Annotated in this window: 15 protein-coding genes and 2 pseudogenes; 11 read left to right on the top strand and 6 right to left on the bottom strand. The window is 64.2% G+C overall.

The window, feature by feature from the left end; all coding sequences use genetic code 11:
- The first annotated feature begins 122 nt into the window (after positions 1–122).
- The 11 genes and pseudogenes from DES47_RS11990 to DES47_RS11950 all read left to right on the top strand — a co-directional run bounded on the left by DES47_RS11990 (position 123) and on the right by DES47_RS11950 (position 8,496).
- Positions 123–1,259, top strand: a complete 1,137-nt coding sequence (locus tag DES47_RS11990; RefSeq protein WP_243748278.1) for an ABC transporter substrate-binding protein — start codon at positions 123–125, stop codon at positions 1,257–1,259.
- A 139-nt stretch (positions 1,260–1,398) separates the two neighbouring features.
- Positions 1,399–2,595, top strand: coding sequence for a M20 aminoacylase family protein (locus DES47_RS11985; protein WP_133700951.1), 1,197 nt, complete (start codon positions 1,399–1,401; stop codon positions 2,593–2,595).
- Positions 2,596–2,599: 4 nt separating this feature from the next.
- Positions 2,600–3,685 (top strand): M14 family metallopeptidase, encoded by a 1,086-nt coding sequence (locus tag DES47_RS11980; RefSeq protein ID WP_133700950.1) that lies wholly within the window; start codon positions 2,600–2,602, stop codon positions 3,683–3,685.
- 109 nt (positions 3,686–3,794) lie between these two features.
- On the top strand, positions 3,795–3,953 hold the full coding sequence (locus DES47_RS28720; RefSeq protein WP_166651970.1) for a hypothetical protein: 159 nt from the start codon (positions 3,795–3,797) through the stop codon (positions 3,951–3,953).
- A gap of 23 nt (positions 3,954–3,976) precedes the next feature.
- Entirely contained in the window at positions 3,977–4,915 is a 939-nt protein-coding gene (locus DES47_RS11975) for a diacylglycerol/lipid kinase family protein (RefSeq protein ID WP_133700949.1), read from the top strand.
- Positions 4,912–5,739, top strand: coding sequence for a metallophosphoesterase family protein (locus DES47_RS11970; protein WP_133700948.1), 828 nt, complete (start codon positions 4,912–4,914; stop codon positions 5,737–5,739). Before DES47_RS11975 ends, DES47_RS11970 begins: the two co-directional genes overlap by 4 nt.
- A pseudogene (locus DES47_RS29675) lies at positions 5,672–6,361 on the top strand (phosphatase PAP2 family protein); the annotation flags it as partial. The gene DES47_RS11970 and the pseudogene DES47_RS29675, both read left to right, overlap by 68 nt.
- 45 nt (positions 6,362–6,406) lie before the next feature.
- Positions 6,407–7,333 (top strand): YihY/virulence factor BrkB family protein, encoded by a 927-nt coding sequence (locus tag DES47_RS28965; RefSeq protein ID WP_208115015.1) that lies wholly within the window; start codon positions 6,407–6,409, stop codon positions 7,331–7,333.
- Between the two features lie 33 nt (positions 7,334–7,366).
- Positions 7,367–7,915, top strand: a complete 549-nt coding sequence (locus DES47_RS11960) for a DUF1415 domain-containing protein (RefSeq protein WP_133700946.1) — start codon at positions 7,367–7,369, stop codon at positions 7,913–7,915.
- Between the two features lie 50 nt (positions 7,916–7,965).
- On the top strand, positions 7,966–8,199 hold the full coding sequence (locus tag DES47_RS11955; protein ID WP_133700945.1) for an addiction module protein: 234 nt from the start codon (positions 7,966–7,968) through the stop codon (positions 8,197–8,199).
- Positions 8,200–8,202: 3 nt separating this feature from the next.
- Positions 8,203–8,496 (top strand): type II toxin-antitoxin system RelE/ParE family toxin, encoded by a 294-nt coding sequence (locus DES47_RS11950; RefSeq protein ID WP_133700944.1) that lies wholly within the window; start codon positions 8,203–8,205, stop codon positions 8,494–8,496.
- Positions 8,497–8,517: 21 nt separating this feature from the next.
- Here DES47_RS11950 and DES47_RS11945 read toward each other — a convergent pair whose 3' ends face one another.
- The 6 genes and pseudogenes from DES47_RS11945 to DES47_RS11925 all read right to left on the bottom strand — a co-directional run bounded on the left by DES47_RS11945 (position 8,518) and on the right by DES47_RS11925 (position 15,635).
- Positions 8,518–9,597, bottom strand: a complete 1,080-nt coding sequence (locus DES47_RS11945; RefSeq protein ID WP_133700943.1) for an HNH endonuclease signature motif containing protein — start codon at positions 9,595–9,597, stop codon at positions 8,518–8,520.
- An 8-nt stretch (positions 9,598–9,605) separates the two neighbouring features.
- Positions 9,606–12,098 (bottom strand): N-6 DNA methylase, encoded by a 2,493-nt coding sequence (locus tag DES47_RS11940; RefSeq protein ID WP_133700942.1) that lies wholly within the window; start codon positions 12,096–12,098, stop codon positions 9,606–9,608.
- A 70-nt stretch (positions 12,099–12,168) separates the two neighbouring features.
- Complete coding sequence (locus tag DES47_RS11935) at positions 12,169–14,313, bottom strand: DEAD/DEAH box helicase family protein (protein ID WP_481884208.1); 2,145 nt, start codon at positions 14,311–14,313, stop codon at positions 12,169–12,171.
- 111 nt (positions 14,314–14,424) lie between these two features.
- Positions 14,425–14,622 (bottom strand): annotated as a pseudogene (locus DES47_RS29755) (type I restriction enzyme HsdR N-terminal domain-containing protein); the annotation flags it as partial.
- Positions 14,623–14,786: 164 nt separating this feature from the next.
- Entirely contained in the window at positions 14,787–15,353 is a 567-nt protein-coding gene (locus DES47_RS11930; RefSeq protein WP_133700940.1) for a TVP38/TMEM64 family protein, read from the bottom strand.
- Positions 15,354–15,380: 27 nt separating this feature from the next.
- A complete protein-coding gene (locus DES47_RS11925; protein ID WP_133700939.1) occupies positions 15,381–15,635 on the bottom strand; it encodes a hypothetical protein in 255 nt (84 codons plus the stop codon).
- Between the last annotated feature and the right edge of the window lie 170 nt (positions 15,636–15,805).

The raw sequence follows: 15,805 nt of genomic DNA, 5'->3' as shown, positions 1-15,805 counted from the left end.
ACTATTGCACACAGCGGCCGGCCTTGCCGCGCCGCCGCCGTCAAAGCCGCATCCCCGCGAGGAAAATGCCGCTGAACTGGGCTTCGCCGACGCAAGCCCTTGAGCCACGACAGGGAGTCAGCTTGCAACGAAGACATTGCCTGAAACGCTTGGCGGGCCTTGGTGGCTTGGCGGCAGGAGCCCTGCCTCTGTGGGCCCAGGCCCAGGAGCGCCGGCGCATCGTGCTGGGTCAATCTGTACCATTGACCGGCCCGGCCGCCCAGCTGGGCCTGCAGATGCAGGCCGGCGCCAAGCTGTACTTCGATACGGTCAATGCCGCCGGCGGCGTCAATGGATTGCCTATCGAGCTGAAGACGCTGGACGATGGCTACGAGCCCGAGCGCTGCAAGGCCAATACCGAGAAATTCATCGAGGACGATGTATTCGCCCTGTTCGGCTATGTGGGCACGCCCACCTCGCTGGCCGCCCTGCCCCTGGTGAACCAGCACAAGATCCCCTTCTTCGCCCCGTTCACCGGCGCCGAGGCGCTGCGCGAGCCATTCAGCCGCTGGGTCTTCCACCTGCGCGCATCCTATTTCGACGAAACGGCGCTGATCGTGCGCCAGCTGACCCAGCTGGGCCTGAACAAGATTTCGGTCTTCCATCAGAACGACGCCTATGGCCGCGCCGGGCTGGACGGTGTGCAGCGCGCGTTGAAGGCGCTGAGCCTGACGCCGCTGGCCACGTCCACCGTCGAGCGCAACAGCGTCGATGTGGCCAAGGCGGTCAAGGATCTGGTACCCGGCCTGCCCGAGGCCATCGTGCTGATCAGCGCCTACAAGAGCTGCGCGGCCTTCATCCGCGAGGCGCGCAAGGCCGGCTACGGCGGCCTGTTCTACAACGTGTCCTTTGTCGGCACCCAGGCGCTGTCGGACGAGCTGGGCAAGGAGGCGCGCGGCGTCGTCGTCAGCCAGGTCATGCCCTACCCCTTTGGCGTGGCCACCGGCGTGGTCGCCGAGTACCAGATGGCGCTGCAAAAGACCGGCGGCGACCAGCGGCCCAACTACACCGCCACCGAGGGCTATCTGGCCGCCAAGGTCATGACCGAGGGCCTGCGCCGCATGGGCAAGGTCAGCCGCGACAGCCTTGTGGCCGCGCTGGAGACGCTGAGCAACTACAACGCCGGCGGCTTCCAGGTGAAGTTCAGCCCGCAAAAGCATGTGGCCTCGAATTTCGTCGAGCTGTCGCTGCTGACCGGCGACGGACGGGTGAAGCGCTGAAGCCGGCTGTCAAAGCGCGCTGACCGCACAAGCCCCGCCAGCCCCGGTGCCGCCCCTAAACGGCCGGAGTACACTCATTTTCACCAGGCGCGCGCTGCCCAGGTGAGCCCGCGCGCCGTCAAACTTTGGAGTGCGCGCGATGAAGCTGATTGACTCGATTCTTGCGGATGCGGCCAGCATCCAGGCCCTGCGACGGGACATCCATGCCCACCCCGAGCTGTGCTTCCAGGAGGAACGCACCGCCGACGTGATTGCCAAGGCGCTGACCGACTGGGGCATTCCGGTGCACCGCGGCCTAGGCAAGACCGGCGTCGTCGGCATCGTCAAGAATGGCACGAGCAACCGCGCCGTCGGCCTGCGCGCCGACATCGACGCGCTGCCGATGACCGAGCACAACACCTTCGAGCACGCCAGCAAGCATGCGGGCAAGATGCACGCCTGCGGCCATGACGGCCACACGGCCATGCTGCTGGCGGCGGCCAAGCATCTGTCCAAGCACCGCAATTTCGACGGCACCATCTATCTGGTGTTCCAGCCCGCCGAAGAAGGCGGCGGCGGCGCCCGCGAGATGATCAAGGACGGCCTGTTCGAGAAATTCCCGATGGAGGCGATGTTCGGCGCCCACAACTGGCCCGGCATGGCAGCCGGCGAGTTCGCGCTGCGCTCGGGTCCCGTGTTTGCGTCGAGCAACGAATTCAAGGTCGTGATACGCGGCAAGGGCGCCCATGCGGCGATGCCGCATAACGGCATCGACCCGGTGCCGGTGGCCTGCCAGATGGTGCAGGCCTTCCAGACCATCATCACCCGGAACAAGCGGCCGATCGACGCCGGCGTGATCTCGGTGACGATGATCCACACCGGCGAGGCGACGAACGTGGTGCCGGACAGCTGCGTGATCGAAGGCACGGTGCGCACCTTCACCCTGGAGGTGCTGGACCTGATCGAGCGCCGCATGAAGTCAATAGCCGAGAACACCTGCGCTGCCTTCGAGACCACCTGCGAGTTCAGCTTCAAGCGCAACTACCCGCCGACGATCAACCATGCCAACGAGACCGAGTTCGTGCGCAAGCAGCTCGGCGCGATGGTCGGCGCCGACAAGGTGCAGGAGTTCGAGCCGACGATGGGCGCCGAGGACTTCAGCTTCTTCCTGCTGGAGAAGCCCGGCTGCTACTTCCTGATCGGCAATGGCGACGGCTCGCACCGCATTGGCGGCCACGGCATGGGCCCCTGCATGCTGCACAACCCCAGCTACGACTTCAACGACGACCTGATACCGCTGGGCGGCTCGATGTGGGTGCGCCTGGCCGAAGCCTGGTTGGCCGAACCGCAGAAGTGACACCATGAGCGCAATCGAACAGGCTTTCTCCCAGCGCTACGCAGAGGCGCGCGGCAAGTTCCTGGCCGCCGCCGAGGCGGCCGGTCTGGACGTGCACAGCCATATCCACCCGCTGCTGGGCCAGGACGGTGAGCAACTGGCCATGGACGTGGTGCGCGACGGCCCGGCCGATGCCGGCAGGCTGCTGATCATCAGCAGCGCCTGCCATGGCGTCGAGGGCTTTTGCGGCTCGGGCGTGCAGGTCAGCCTGCTGCAGGATGCGCAATGGCGCGCCGCGGCCCATGCAGCCGGCGTGGCAGTGCTCTATATCCATGCGTTGAACCCTTACGGCTTCTCCTGGTGGCGCCGCGTCACCCAGGAGAACGTCGACCTGAACCGCAACTTCCACGACTTCCACCAGGAACTGCCACACAACGCCGGCTATGCCGAGCTGGCCGGGGCCCTGGTGCCCAGCCAGTGGCCGCCCTCGGCCGAGAACGAGGCGGTGCTGGCCGCCTATGCCGCGAAGCACGGTGCGTTCGCGCTGCAGGGCGCCATCTCCGGCGGGCAGTACGAATTCCCGGAAGGCCTGTTCTATGGCGGGCGCAACCCGACCTGGAGCCATATCACCCTGCGCCATGTGCTGCAGGAACATGGCCGCCAGGCCGCCAAGCTCGCCTGGATAGACCTGCACACGGGCCTGGGCCCCAGCGGCCATGGCGAGAAGATCTTTGCCGGCAGAAACGATCCGGTGGCGGTGACCCGCTCGCGCGCCTGGTGGGGCCCCGAGGTGACGTCCACCTACGACGGCAGCTCCAGCTCCGCCCCGCTCAGCGGCCTGATGTGGAACGTGATCTACGACGAATGTGCCCAGGCCGAGTTCACCGGCATCGCGCTGGAGTACGGCACCCTGCCCATCGATCAGATGATTGGTGCGCTGCGCTGCGACCAGTGGGTGGAGAACCATCCCGAGCTGGACGAGGCCACGCGCACACGACTGAAGCGCCAGGTGCGGGACGCGTTCTACACCGATACGCCGGAGTGGAAACGGCAGATTGTCGAGCAGGCAGTCGCTGCCGCCCACCAGGCGGTGCTTGGATTGAAGGGCTGACAGGGCGGAGTTGCATGTCAGCGTTGGCTGACAACAGGACGCGCCCCAGTCCGAGCGACGCCACGTTCACGCCCGCCGATGATGGACTCCCTTACCGGAGTTCATCATCATGAGCAGCCAGACCCCGCACAAGCGCCACAGCGACACTATCGAAACCCCCGAGGAAGACGAGCCGGACACGCTGCCGGTGGAGCCCGACGAGGGCCTCGTGCCTGATCACATTCCGGCCGACGAGGAACACGACCGCATGGTCGATCCCGAGGAGTGACCGGGCGCGGCAACAATGGCGACGTGAAGCCGCTGTTCATCGTTTTCAATATCGGATCGGGTCATGGCGACGCGGCTCTTGCGCGTGCAACCATCGAGAACGCCTGCGCGGAGGCCGGCCGTCGGTGCTTTGTGATGCTGGTCGACGCGCCCGGGCGCCTGGCCCAGGTGGCCCATCAGGCCGTGCGCGGTGCACAGCAGGCCGGCGGCATCGTCGTTGCGGCCGGCGGCGATGGCACGATCAGCGCCGTGGCGCAGGTTGTGCTCGGCAGCGGTGTGCCCTTTGGCGTGCTGCCACAGGGCACCTTCAACTACTTCAGCCGCACGCACGGCATTCCCGCCGACATTGCACAGGCGATGCAGGTCCTGCTGCACGAATCGCCGCAGGCGGTTCAGGTCGGTCTGGTCAACCAGCGGGTGTTTCTGGTCAACGCCAGCCTGGGCCTGTATCCGAAACTGCTGGAAGACCGCGAAACCTGGAAGAAGCAGTTCGGTCGCCACCGGCTGGTGGCCTTCGGCGCCGGGCTGCTGACCCTGCTGCGCGGCCATCGCAATCTGCGCCTTCGCGTCGAGCTCGACAACAGCACGCGGGAGTTGCGCACCCCGACGTTGTTCATCGGTAACAACGCCTTGCAAATGGAGCAACTGGGCTTCCCGGAAGCGCAGGCCATAGACTCCGGCCGGCTGGCGGGGGTGATGCTGCATCCGGTGGGCCGGCTGGCCATGCTGTGGTTGCTGTTGCGCGGTGCGCTCGGTCAGCTGGGCGATGCCGACAAGGTGCGCAACTTCTCGTTCAAGCAGCTGACGGTGAGCCGGTCGCGGGCCTGGGGCATGCAACACATCAAGGTCGGCATCGACGGTGAAGTCTCGCGGCTGAGGCTGCCGCTGCGCTTCAGCGTGTCGCCGCAGCCGCTGCTGCTGATACGGCCCGCCGCGCCGGCGCCGGAACGGGCCGAAACATGACCGTGCTGCTGCAGGTCTCCGACCCGCACTTCGGCACCGAACGCGCCGAGGTCGTCGAGGCGTTGGTGGCGCTGGCGCTGGCCCAGCGGCCCGATGTGCTGCTGCTGTCCGGTGACATCACCCAGCGCGCCACGCACGCCCAGTTCAAAGCCGCGCGGGCCTTTGTCGACCGTCTGCAAGTGCCCGTGGTGCTGGCGATTCCGGGCAATCACGACATCCCGCTGTTCAATCCGCTGGCGCGCCTGCTGGCGCCCTACGCGCACTACGCGCGCGCCTTTGGCGACGGGCTGGAGCCGCAGTTCGAGAACGACGAGGTACTGGTGCTGGCCCTGAACACGACCCGCCGCTACCGGCACACCGATGGCGAAGTTTCGGCCGCGCAGATTGAATCGGTTGCGCAGCGCCTGATGGCGGCGCGGCCAGGCCAGTGGCGCATTGTCATGACCCACCAGCCGGTGGCCGTGACGCGTGAGCAGGACCGCCACAATCTGCTGCACGGCCATGAGGCCGCCCTGCGCCGCTGGGCCGAGGCCGGTGCCGATATGGTCGTCGGCGGGCATATCCACCTGCCGTTCGTGCTGCCTCTGCGGGAGCGGTGGCCCGGCCTGGCCCACCCGATGTGGGCCGTGCAGGCGGGCACGGCGCTGAGCACCCGCATTCGCGCCGATGCGGGCAACTCGGTCAACATCCTGCGCATCGACGCCGCCCATCTCGACGACGGCACCCGGCGCGGCTGCAGCGTCGAGCGCTGGGACCATGACGACACCCGACGCTGCTTCGAGCTCGTGCGCGCGCACCCGATGTCGCGGTCGCATGACGACTGATACCCAGGGTGCGGCCAAACCGCTGGCGCGCGCCGGTGCGCTCGCAGCCGCCGGCTTCGCGATCGTGATCATCGCCGCGGCCCTGTTCGCCGAGATCAGTGCGCAGCTCGCGCCCGGGCGCCCGCTGTCTGCGGTCGACGCGGCGCTGAGCGCGTTTGTCACCGAGCATATTGGTGCCGGCACGCGCCAGGTGTTCGCGGCGCTGACCCATCTCGGCGACCCGATCACGCTGACGCTGCTGGGCATCGTGGTGGCCTGGCGCTTGTGGCTTGCAGCTCAGACCATGCTGCTGCTCGGCTGGGGGCTCGCGCTGAGCGGCAATGCGCTGCTGAATCCGCTGCTGAAAGACATCTTCGCCCGCACCAGGCCCTTGCTGGCGCCGGAGCACGGCATCGAGCCAGGATGGAGCTTCCCGAGCGGCCACACGTCCGGCGCCATCGTGGCCTACGGCATGCTGGCCTATGTGCTGGTGCGTACCCTGCCCGCCCGCTGGCATCTGCCGGCGGTGCTGGGCGCGGCTGCGACGGCGCTGACCGTGGGCGCCAGCCGGGTCGTCCTGCAGGTACATTTCGCCAGCGACGTGGCCGCCGGCCTGGCCTCGGGCATTGCCTGGCTGACGGTGTGCATCGTCAGCGTCGAGCTCGGCCGTTTCGTGCAAACTGCGCCGATGGCACTGCACTCGCACAAGCAAAAATCCGCCCGCGTCCTGAGGCATCCCTGGGCCTTCGCGCTGCGCGTGCTCAAGGCCTTTCGCGCCAACCAGGGCCTGCTGCTGGCCGGGGCGGTGGCCTATTACGCGCTGCTGTCCATCGTGCCGCTGCTGATACTGACGGTGATCGCCCTGTCGCATTTCGTCGATCAGGCCGAGCTGCTGATGACGCTGGGCCGCTACCTCGAGTGGCTGGTGCCCGGGCAGTCGGCCGCCATCATTGCCGAGCTGGCCCACTTCCTGCTGCACCGCGATGTGATGGGCTGGGTGCTGCTGGTCAGCATGCTGTTCTTCAGCTCGCTGGCCTTCACCGTGCTCGAGAACGCGATGTCGGTGGTCTTCCACCACCGCGTGGCGATACGGCGGCGTCACTTCCTGGTGTCGGCGGTGATTCCCTATGCCTACATCCTCTGCCTGGGTGCCGGGCTGCTGCTCGTCACCCTGGTGGCGGGCAGCCTGCAGGCGATGGGCGAGCATCAGGTCACTTTTCTGTGGCGGGACTGGTCGCTGACCGGCGTGTCCGGCCTGCTGCTCTACCTGCTGGGCTTTGCCGGCGAGGTGTTCGTGCTGACCTCGATCTATCTGGTGATGCCGGTGGGCCGGCCCTCGCTGGCCCATGCCTTGGTCGGCGCCCTTGTCGCGGCGCTGCTGTGGGAGCTGTCGCGGCGGCTGCTGGTCTGGTACTTCTCGACGCTGTCGCAGATCGGCACCGTCTATGGCTCACTGACCACGGCGATTGCCGTGTTGCTGAGTCTCGAGCTGGCGGCCACGCTGCTGCTGCTCGGCGCCCAGGTGATCAGCGAGTACGAACGGCTCGAGGTTGGCGGCGCCAACAAGCCGCCGCAGGAGTTCAGCACCGAACCGGTGCCCGGTGCCCGTCGATAATGGCAGCCCCGCCAAGCCAACCGCCAGACCCCCATGGACATCAACGCCGATCAAGTCATAGCCGACACCCGCCTGTGGATGGAGCGCGCCGTGATCGGCCTGAACCTCTGCCCCTTCGCCAAGAGCGTGCATGTCAACAACCGGGTGCGCTATGTCGTCAGCGAGGCCACCGACGAGGACGCCCTGCTGCAGCAACTCGCCAATGAGCTGCTGTTCCTGCAGGCCGCGCCGCCCGACAAGGTGGAGACCACGCTGCTGATACACCCGCTGGTGCTGACCGATTTCCTGGACTTCAACGACTTCCTGGAAGCCGCCGACGGCACCATAGAGGCGCTGGAGATGCAGGGCGATCTGCAGGTGGCGAGCTTTCACCCCCAATACCAGTTCGACGGCGTGCCCCCCGACGACATCACCAACTACAGCAACCGCTCGCCCTACCCCACGCTGCATCTGCTGCGCGAGTCCAGCATCGAGAACGCCGTGGCGACGATGAAGGACACCGACGCGATCTACGAGGCGAATATGGAGACCTTGGAGAAGCTGGGGCTGGAGGGCTGGCGGGCGTTGGGGCTGAAGGGCTGAACGCGCAGCTGCCAGCGGCGATAAACTCAGCCAATTGCAAGGAGCCGGTCATGCCCAACCCTGTTGATCTCGTCGAAGCCCAGGCCATGAAGCTCACACCTGACGAGCGCGCCGAGTTGGCCGAACGGCTGTGGCTCAGCGTCCAGGCCGACACGGATGCCGCTCCGCTGGACCCGGCCTGGGAGGCCGAGATCGCACGCCGCATGCAGCAGATCGACAGCGGCGAAGTGGTCTGCCGGCCCTGGGCCGAGGTAATGACAGAGCTACGCGCCAAGCATGGCTGAGCGATGGAATTGCGCATCCACCCAGCCGCCGAGCACGAGCTGGATGAGGCGCTGAACTGGTGCAAAGCGCACTACGGCCAGCGTGCGAGTACCCGGCTGCGGCTTCAGTTTGAACGCGCGGGCGAGTTGCTGATGACTCATCCCGAGCTCGGCAGCCCTGCGCCGACACAGGCTAGGCAGCTGCCGCTGCGACGCTACCCGTTCACCCTGATCTATCGCATCGACGGCGCTGTCATTCACGTACTGGCCGTGATGCACCAGCGTCGAAAACCCGGGTACTGGGACGAGCGCAAATAGCCAACAGCCCGCCGCAAGTTTTCAGCCCATTGCCGAATCACTGCTGCCTGTCGCAGGCATCAAGCCGCTGTGCCGTGCCCTGAGTTGGTCCAATGCCTCCTCCACTGCTGGATAGTGCTGAACCAGCAGCGCTTGCAGCTGCGTCTGAATGGCGTCGCGGTTTTCATCGAAATGGGCGCGGCGGTGGTCGTTTGGGCAAACGGCCACCACGTTCCAGACCTCGTCGGGGCCCTCGTCCGACAAGGCAACGACGTGATGTGTCTCAAGAAAGATGGCCCCCGACGCTGTGACAAAGCCGGGCTCATTGCACAGCTCGCATGCGCCCTGCGCTCGCTCCAAGACTTCGCGGCGTACTTTCGCAGATCGATCAAAGGCCGTGCCGACAGTCGCATGGCGCTGGGGCAGTGAAAACTGATCCACAAACACAGGCGGCTGAGGTGGTGTAGTCGCCGGCTCAAAGGGCTCCGCAGCTTCCGGCGCGGGAGTAGGCGTCGGCACGATGGCCGGATGAGCCAATGCTGGCTCTGCCTCTCCGCCAACCGAAGCACCCCCACGCACCAATGACAGGTCACCTGTGGAGTCGCTGTATTCCTCCACCTTCCAAGTCTCACCGTCGAGTTCGCGAAACCGGACTTCCGATCGTTCCCAGCCGAGTTCTTCGCTGGCTCGCGCATTGCCGTCCAACAGCACTACATGCACGCGGGCCCCAGTCCGATAGGCTCGCTGCAACAGCATGTCAAAGCTCCGTGCGCGTCGTGCCTGGTCGCGTGCCCTCGACTTCACATGCGGCGGGCTGCGCGTCTCGGTGGCAATACGGTCAAGCTGCAGCGCGTGACTGCGCAGGTTGTCTTCATAGACGATCTCCTCGCCGCGCACCGAGAGAGACCGGTGCCACACGCAGACCACCGCTGGCTGGCCTCCGCCGCCGAATGCCCATTCGTAGCAATAGCGCGGATTGGCAGCCGCGTTATTGACCGCAGTGCCATCCTGGCGCACACCCCAAGGTTTGATATCAACGCCGGCGGCACCCACCAAATCCATGATCTTCTGCTCGCGCCGCGGCTTCAGTGCATCCAGCTGGCTTTGCAACGATGGATTCATTCTTCTGCTCACTGGGCATTGCCCCAAACACGATCGATCACGGCCTTGATCTTGGCTTCCATGCGGCGGATCAACTCTCCGTTGGTGTTGACCAGGGCTTGCTCGGCTTTGATCTCGGCGACGATGGCGCGCTGCGTATCGATGTTGGGATGCGGGACTTTGATCTCTTTGAGCATGCCCTGCGATAAGTTGCGAATACTCGCACCTCGTCCGGCATCTTTCAAAAGACCGCGATGTAACGCAGACTTGAAGAGGCAGGCATAAAAATACGGATCGACTTCGGCAGTGAAACGGCAGCGAATCGTGAATCCAGAGAAAGTGATCGACTCGTCAGTCGCGGGAACAAGGACGCTGCGACCCACCAGGGCCGGATTGCCGTTTGAGCGAACGAATAGGATGTCGCCCTGCTTGAGCAGATAGGATTCATCCACCATGTCACTGACTTGCGTTTCCGGTAGCTCAGCTAGCGGCGCAAGCAAGTGGTCTTGGAAGTGACTCACGCCGAAGATCTTGATCCTCGGTCCAGCGCCATCGGCCTCGTAGTTCAGTCCGTTCTTGAATTCTGCCAGTGCAGATAGCTCAGTGACAGGCCACGCTGGGTCGATGGGAAAGCCTGGCTGGTAGTTGTCCAGCACCAGCCGCGCACCGTCGATTACCTTTTGGTAGCCCTCGATTTCGGCCACGAGTTGCTGTTGGACTTCGAGAGGCGGGAGAGGAACTTTTACCCTCTTGACCAGACCGATATTGAGATTATTGACAACCCCTCCAGTTGCAGATCGAACGAACTGCTCGTAGACCTTTGCTGACCCCAAAACTAGGTACAAGTAGTCCTTCAAGAGATTGTCATTGCGCGCGCGAAGCAGCAGCCATCCGTCGTGTATGCAACCTTCTACTGCCAAGATGTATGGACGGCCAAAGCTCATCGAATTCGAGAGAATGAAGTCGCCCGGCTGGACGTATCTCGACTTCTTGGCACCGGCCTGTGTGATCCGTTCTTTCGTTGAGGTGATGTACTTTGCGTCGATGGGCGCGTCACCGATCTTTATCCAATTGACGCCGGCTGGGTCATCGGTCATGTAGTCTTGAATCGGTCGTGGTGAACCTCCACGCTCAATCCAGCAGACATCATCCAATGTCACAAGCGGAAAGACCGAGTCCGTAGCCTCTACGGCTATATAGCGTTCACCGCTCAGATTGAAGTCGCCACTCTCGCCGATCTTCTCCCGCCCGACGGCCTGCGCCATCGAGCCATCACCCTCGAACCGCTGCGGCGCCGTCATCCAAGCACGCAGCAGCCGGGTCGCCTCGGGCAGGTCGCTGTTCACCACCGCCCGTCGCTGGGCGCCGAGGTTGAAGCCGTCGTTGGCAATCTTGACGAACAGCACGCTGTCGAGCTGCTTGTGCAGGCGTTTGTCCAGAATCAGGATGCTGGTTTTCACACCGCTGTAGGGGTTGAACACACCGGCCGGCAGGCTCACCACGGCTACCAGCGAGCTCTCGACCAGCATCTTGCGCAGCGCCTTGTAGGCGGTGCCGCTCTGGAAGATCACGCCCTCGGGCACGACGATGGCCGCGCGGCCGGTGGCCGTCAGGTGCTCGGCCATGTAGTCCACGAACAGCACTTCGCTGCGCGTGGCTTGCACGCTGAAGCGTTTGTGGGGCTTGATGCCGCCCTTGGGCGACATGAACGGCGGGTTGGCGAGTATCACGTCGGCCACCTCGCCCCACTTTTCGTCGCTGGTGAGGGTGTCGTATTCCTCGACACGCGGGTTGGTGAAGCCGTGCAGATAGAGGTTGACCAGGCTCAGCCGCACCATGTCGGGCGAGATATCGTAGCCGTGGATGTTGGCGGCCAGGCGGGCACGCTCATCGGGTGTCAGTTTGCTGCTGCCGTTGGCGCGGGTGTTGGCCTTGAGGATGTGCTTCCAGGCCGAGATCAAAAAGCCGGCCGTGCCGCAGGCCGGGTCCAGAATGGTTTCGTTCTTCTGCGGGTCCAGCACCTCGACCATGAAGTCAATGATGTGGCGCGGCGTGCGAAATTGCCCGGCGTCACCCTGGCTGCCCAGCACCGAGAGCAGGTACTCGAAGGCGTCACCCAGGCGCTCGGAATGGTCATAGCTGAAGTAGTTGATTTCCTTCAGAAAGCTCTTCAGCGTTTCAGGGTCGCGGTAAGGCAGGTAGGCGTTCTTGAAGATGTCACGGAACAGCGGCGGAACGCCGGGGTTCTGGTTCATCTGCTGCAGCGCTTCGCTGTACAGCGCCAGCGTCTCGTAGCCACCGAGGCTGGGCGCCATCAGCTTGGCCCAGCCGAAGCGGGCGTGCTCGCCGGCAAAGAAGCTGCGCGCACCGCCGAGTTCCTCGGCCTCGGCGTCCATGTCGTCCATGAACTTGTAGATCAGGGCGATGGTGATTTGCTCGACCTGCGATTTGGGGTCGGGCACCTTGCCGACCAGGATGTCTCTGCAGGAGTCGATACGGCGCTTGGTTTCAGCGTCGAGCATGGGAAGGATCTCTCTCGGAACAAAACGGGGGCCGGCCGCGGAGTGCGGCCGGCGCAATGAAAAGTCGTGCTTACATGAACTGGTTCAGCGGCACATAGTCTTTCACATACTCGGGAATACGTTCGCGCCAAGCCGGCGGCACGGCCTTGAAGTCACTCATGCCGAAGGCCGGATAGACGTTCAGCTCGGTGAGGCGCTTGGCCTCGATGATGTCGCGCAGGCGGCTGTCGGTGGCATAGGCCTTGAAGTAGTACTTCATGGCCACGATGGCCGTGGCGGCCGAATCGGCGCTGAAGCCGGTGGCGTTTTGCTGGTCGAGCAGGAACTTGTCGAACTCCTCCTCCAGCAAATCGTCCTTGCTCTTGAAGCCGGTGATGAAGCCAAAGGCCTTTTCCAGGATTTCGCGCAGGCCCAGGCGGCGGTCCACCCCGGCGGCGCGGCGCAGTTTATCGAGGTTGAAGTACTCGCTGGGTTTGTCGAACAGCTCGGTGGTGATGTAGTCGATGGCCTGGTCCCATTGGGCATTGCTGACCTGGGCGGCGACTGTCGGATCGGCCTTGACCTTGTCCTCGAATTTCTCGAAGAACATGCGGTCGATCTTCATGCCCTGGAAGCCGACTTGCTGCTCAACATGGCTGGCAATGGCGTCGGGGGCTGTATGGACGTAATGGCCGTCTTGCAGCGTGCCGCCGGATTCACCCTCTCCAGCTTCGCCTGTTGAACCAGCGTCACCGCTATTGCGGGGACTCGATCCTCGGGCGGGAAGCTTCAACACCTCGTCGTACTTGAAAGTCTGCTCGAAATACTCGCAGGTGGCGAAGAAGTCGAACAGCTTGTAGGCGACCTTCTCGGGAGCGGTAACTTCGGCCTTGAGGCCTTCGTCCTGCAACTGCTCGCGAAAGTCATGCTTGCGTGTGCCGCGGCCCTTGATCTGCACGAATTCCGACGGTGAGAACACGGGGCGCATCAGGGCCAGATTCAGCAAATCCGGGCAGTCATAGCCGGTGGTCATCATGCCCACGGTCACGCAGACGCGGGCTTTGGCGCTCTTGTAGGCCGGCAGGACATTGGCCGAACCCAGCAGATTGTTATTGGTGAAGTTGATGGTGAACTGCTGCGCGTCGGCCACCTGCGATGTCACCTGAACGGCAAAGTCGGACTGGTATAGGCCGGGGAACAGCTTGTCGGCCTGCTCGTTGAGGATTTGCGTCAGCTTGGCGGCATGGTGCTGGCTGACGGCAAAGACGATGGCCTTGCCAAATTCGCCGCTGATGGGGTCGCGCAAGCCATGCTTGAGCAAGGTGTCGCAGAACAACTCGTTGGTGGGCTTGGAAAAGAAGCTCTTCTCGAAGCTGCGCTGCTTGAAGTGCTGCTGGCTGGCCTTTTCACCATCGGGCTTCTCGTCAATGACCATCGCCGTGTAGCCCTGCTCGGAGAGCAACTGGGTCGTGACCTCGGTGCGCGCATCCACCACCACCGGGTTGATCAGGAAGCCATCGCGCACGCCGTCCAGCAGCGAGTAGCGATAGGTGGGCTCGCCGGTCTCGCAACCAAAGGTGCGATAGGTATCCAGCAGCAGGCGGCGCTCTTGCTCGCGCGGGTCCCGGGTGGTCGGCTTGGTGGCGTCGTACTTCTTCAGGTAGTCCTTGGGCGTGGCGGTGAGGCCCAGCTTGTAGCCGACGAAATACTCGAACACGGCGCGGGCATTACCCCCGATGGAGCGATGCGCTTCGTCGGAGATCACCAAATCGAAATCGGTTGGCGCGAACAGTTGCTGGTACTTGTTGTTGTGCAGCAGCGATTGCACCGTGGTGACCACGACTTCGGCCTTGCGCCAGTCGTCGCGATTCTCTTTGTAGACCGATGAGCGGTAGTCGTTCTTGAGCAGGAAGGTGAAGGCCTTGTTGGCCTGGTCTTCCAGTTCGAGTCGGTCCACCAGGAACAGCACGCGCCGGGCATTGCCGGTGCGCAGAAACAGCTTGATGACCGCCGCTGCGGTGAGCGTCTTGCCAGTCCCGGTGGCCATTTCGAACAGGAATCGGGTCTTGCCCTCCTTCACCGCCAGCTGGATGGCTTTCGCCGCACGCTGCTGGTACAGGCGCATGAAGCGCAACCGGTTCTTTGCGATGAAGGCGTCGCGCTCAGTGGGGTTCTTCCAACCGGCCTCGGCGTCGTAGTTGGGCAGCTGGGTGCGGGCGATGTAGTCCAGCGACACATCTTCGGCCACCAGGCGCGCAGGATCGGGCTGGAACGAGGCATAGCCCTTGATGGCCTGCGGCGCGGGCAAACGCGTAATGACATGCGGGTTGCCAAGGCTCAGATCCCAGAAGTAGTGCAGATTGCCGTTGGACAGGATCACAAAGCGGCAGTTCTGTGCCCGGGCGTACTTGCGCGCTTGCTCCTTGCCAACAAGGGGGTTCTTGCTCTCGGCCTTGGCTTCCAGCACCAGCAGCGGGAAGCCCTTGTCGTCGGTCAGCAGGAAGTCAACAAAGCCGTTGCTGGTGGTTTCGAAGTCCTTGCCCATCGCGTCCACCTGCGCCTGGGTGAGCTTGACTTTGGGTTCCAGCACGATGTTGGCCGGACCGTGCTCATCATCAAAAAAGCGCCATCCGGCGCTTTCCAGAAGTTTGTTGAGCTTGATCCGAGCGGTGGCTTCTTTGGGCATGGGCTGCATTGTGGCCGATGCTTCTAGGACAGAGGCAAATGCAACCAATGCGCCAGATAGTCGAAGAACACCGTGTACAGCAAGATAGGCAGGGGCAGCCCGATCAAAGTGCCCAGCAGATAGCTGCGAAAGCGCACCCCCGACAGCGCGAGCGCGTAGTTCAGCGCCGGCACGGTCTGGAACAGCAGGCGCAGCAGGGCCACGCTCTGGACCGGGTGGGCATCCAGCCGGGCGAACAGCCGGGTCGCGATGCGGCCGCCGAGCTGGCGCAGCGAGTCGCCGCCCAGCAGCCGTATCAGCCAGAAGGTGAACAGGCAGGAAATGCAGGCCGCGACATAGGTGGCCAGGCCACCCCACCACTGGCCCAGGGCCAGCACAGCGGCGGCGAGAAAGACCCAGCCCGGGATCTGTATCAGATTGCCCAGCGCGAACAGCACGGTGAAGAGCAGCAGGCCTCCGAGCTTGTGCTGCTCGAAGCTGTCATGCAGGAACTGCAGATTGAAGTGGGCGCGCAGGCCATTGAACTGGAACAGCGCCCATAGCAGGGCGAGGAACAGGACGACGGCAATCAGGCGCTGGTAGCGGAGCATGGGCGCATTCTCGCGCCTGGCGGTCGCTCAGCGCTTGGCGCGCGGATGGAAGTGCAGCGTCTGCGCTTGGGCCTTGGGCGGCGCACGGTCGCAGCCGCTGCAACCGCAGGCCGAGCCCGGCATGGCTGCCTTGCGCAGCGCCGCAGATCCGACGCCATCGGGCTTGATGCGCAACAGCAGCAGGGCCAGCGCTCGGCGTGCGGCGGCCGGCATCAGGGTCCAGGCTGCGTAGAGGCCGCAAGCCGGCACCAACAAGGCCACCACCATCCACTGAACGCTCATCTCAGCTCTCCACCGCGCTGGGCGCCTCCGATACATGAAACATGAGGCGGCAGGCCCGAGGGCGCGCCGGCCGCTGCGGGCTGAAGCCTTGTCCGGCCTTGAACAGGCCGAACTCCGGCTTCTTTATGCCCACTGCGACCGGCACGCCCTCGTCCCTGCTGCAACGGGTG

The organism is Roseateles toxinivorans (genome assembly GCF_004362525.1).
Lineage (GTDB): Bacteria > Pseudomonadota > Gammaproteobacteria > Burkholderiales > Burkholderiaceae_C > Paucibacter > Paucibacter toxinivorans.
This window is presented reverse-complemented; position numbering and strand designations above follow the sequence as displayed.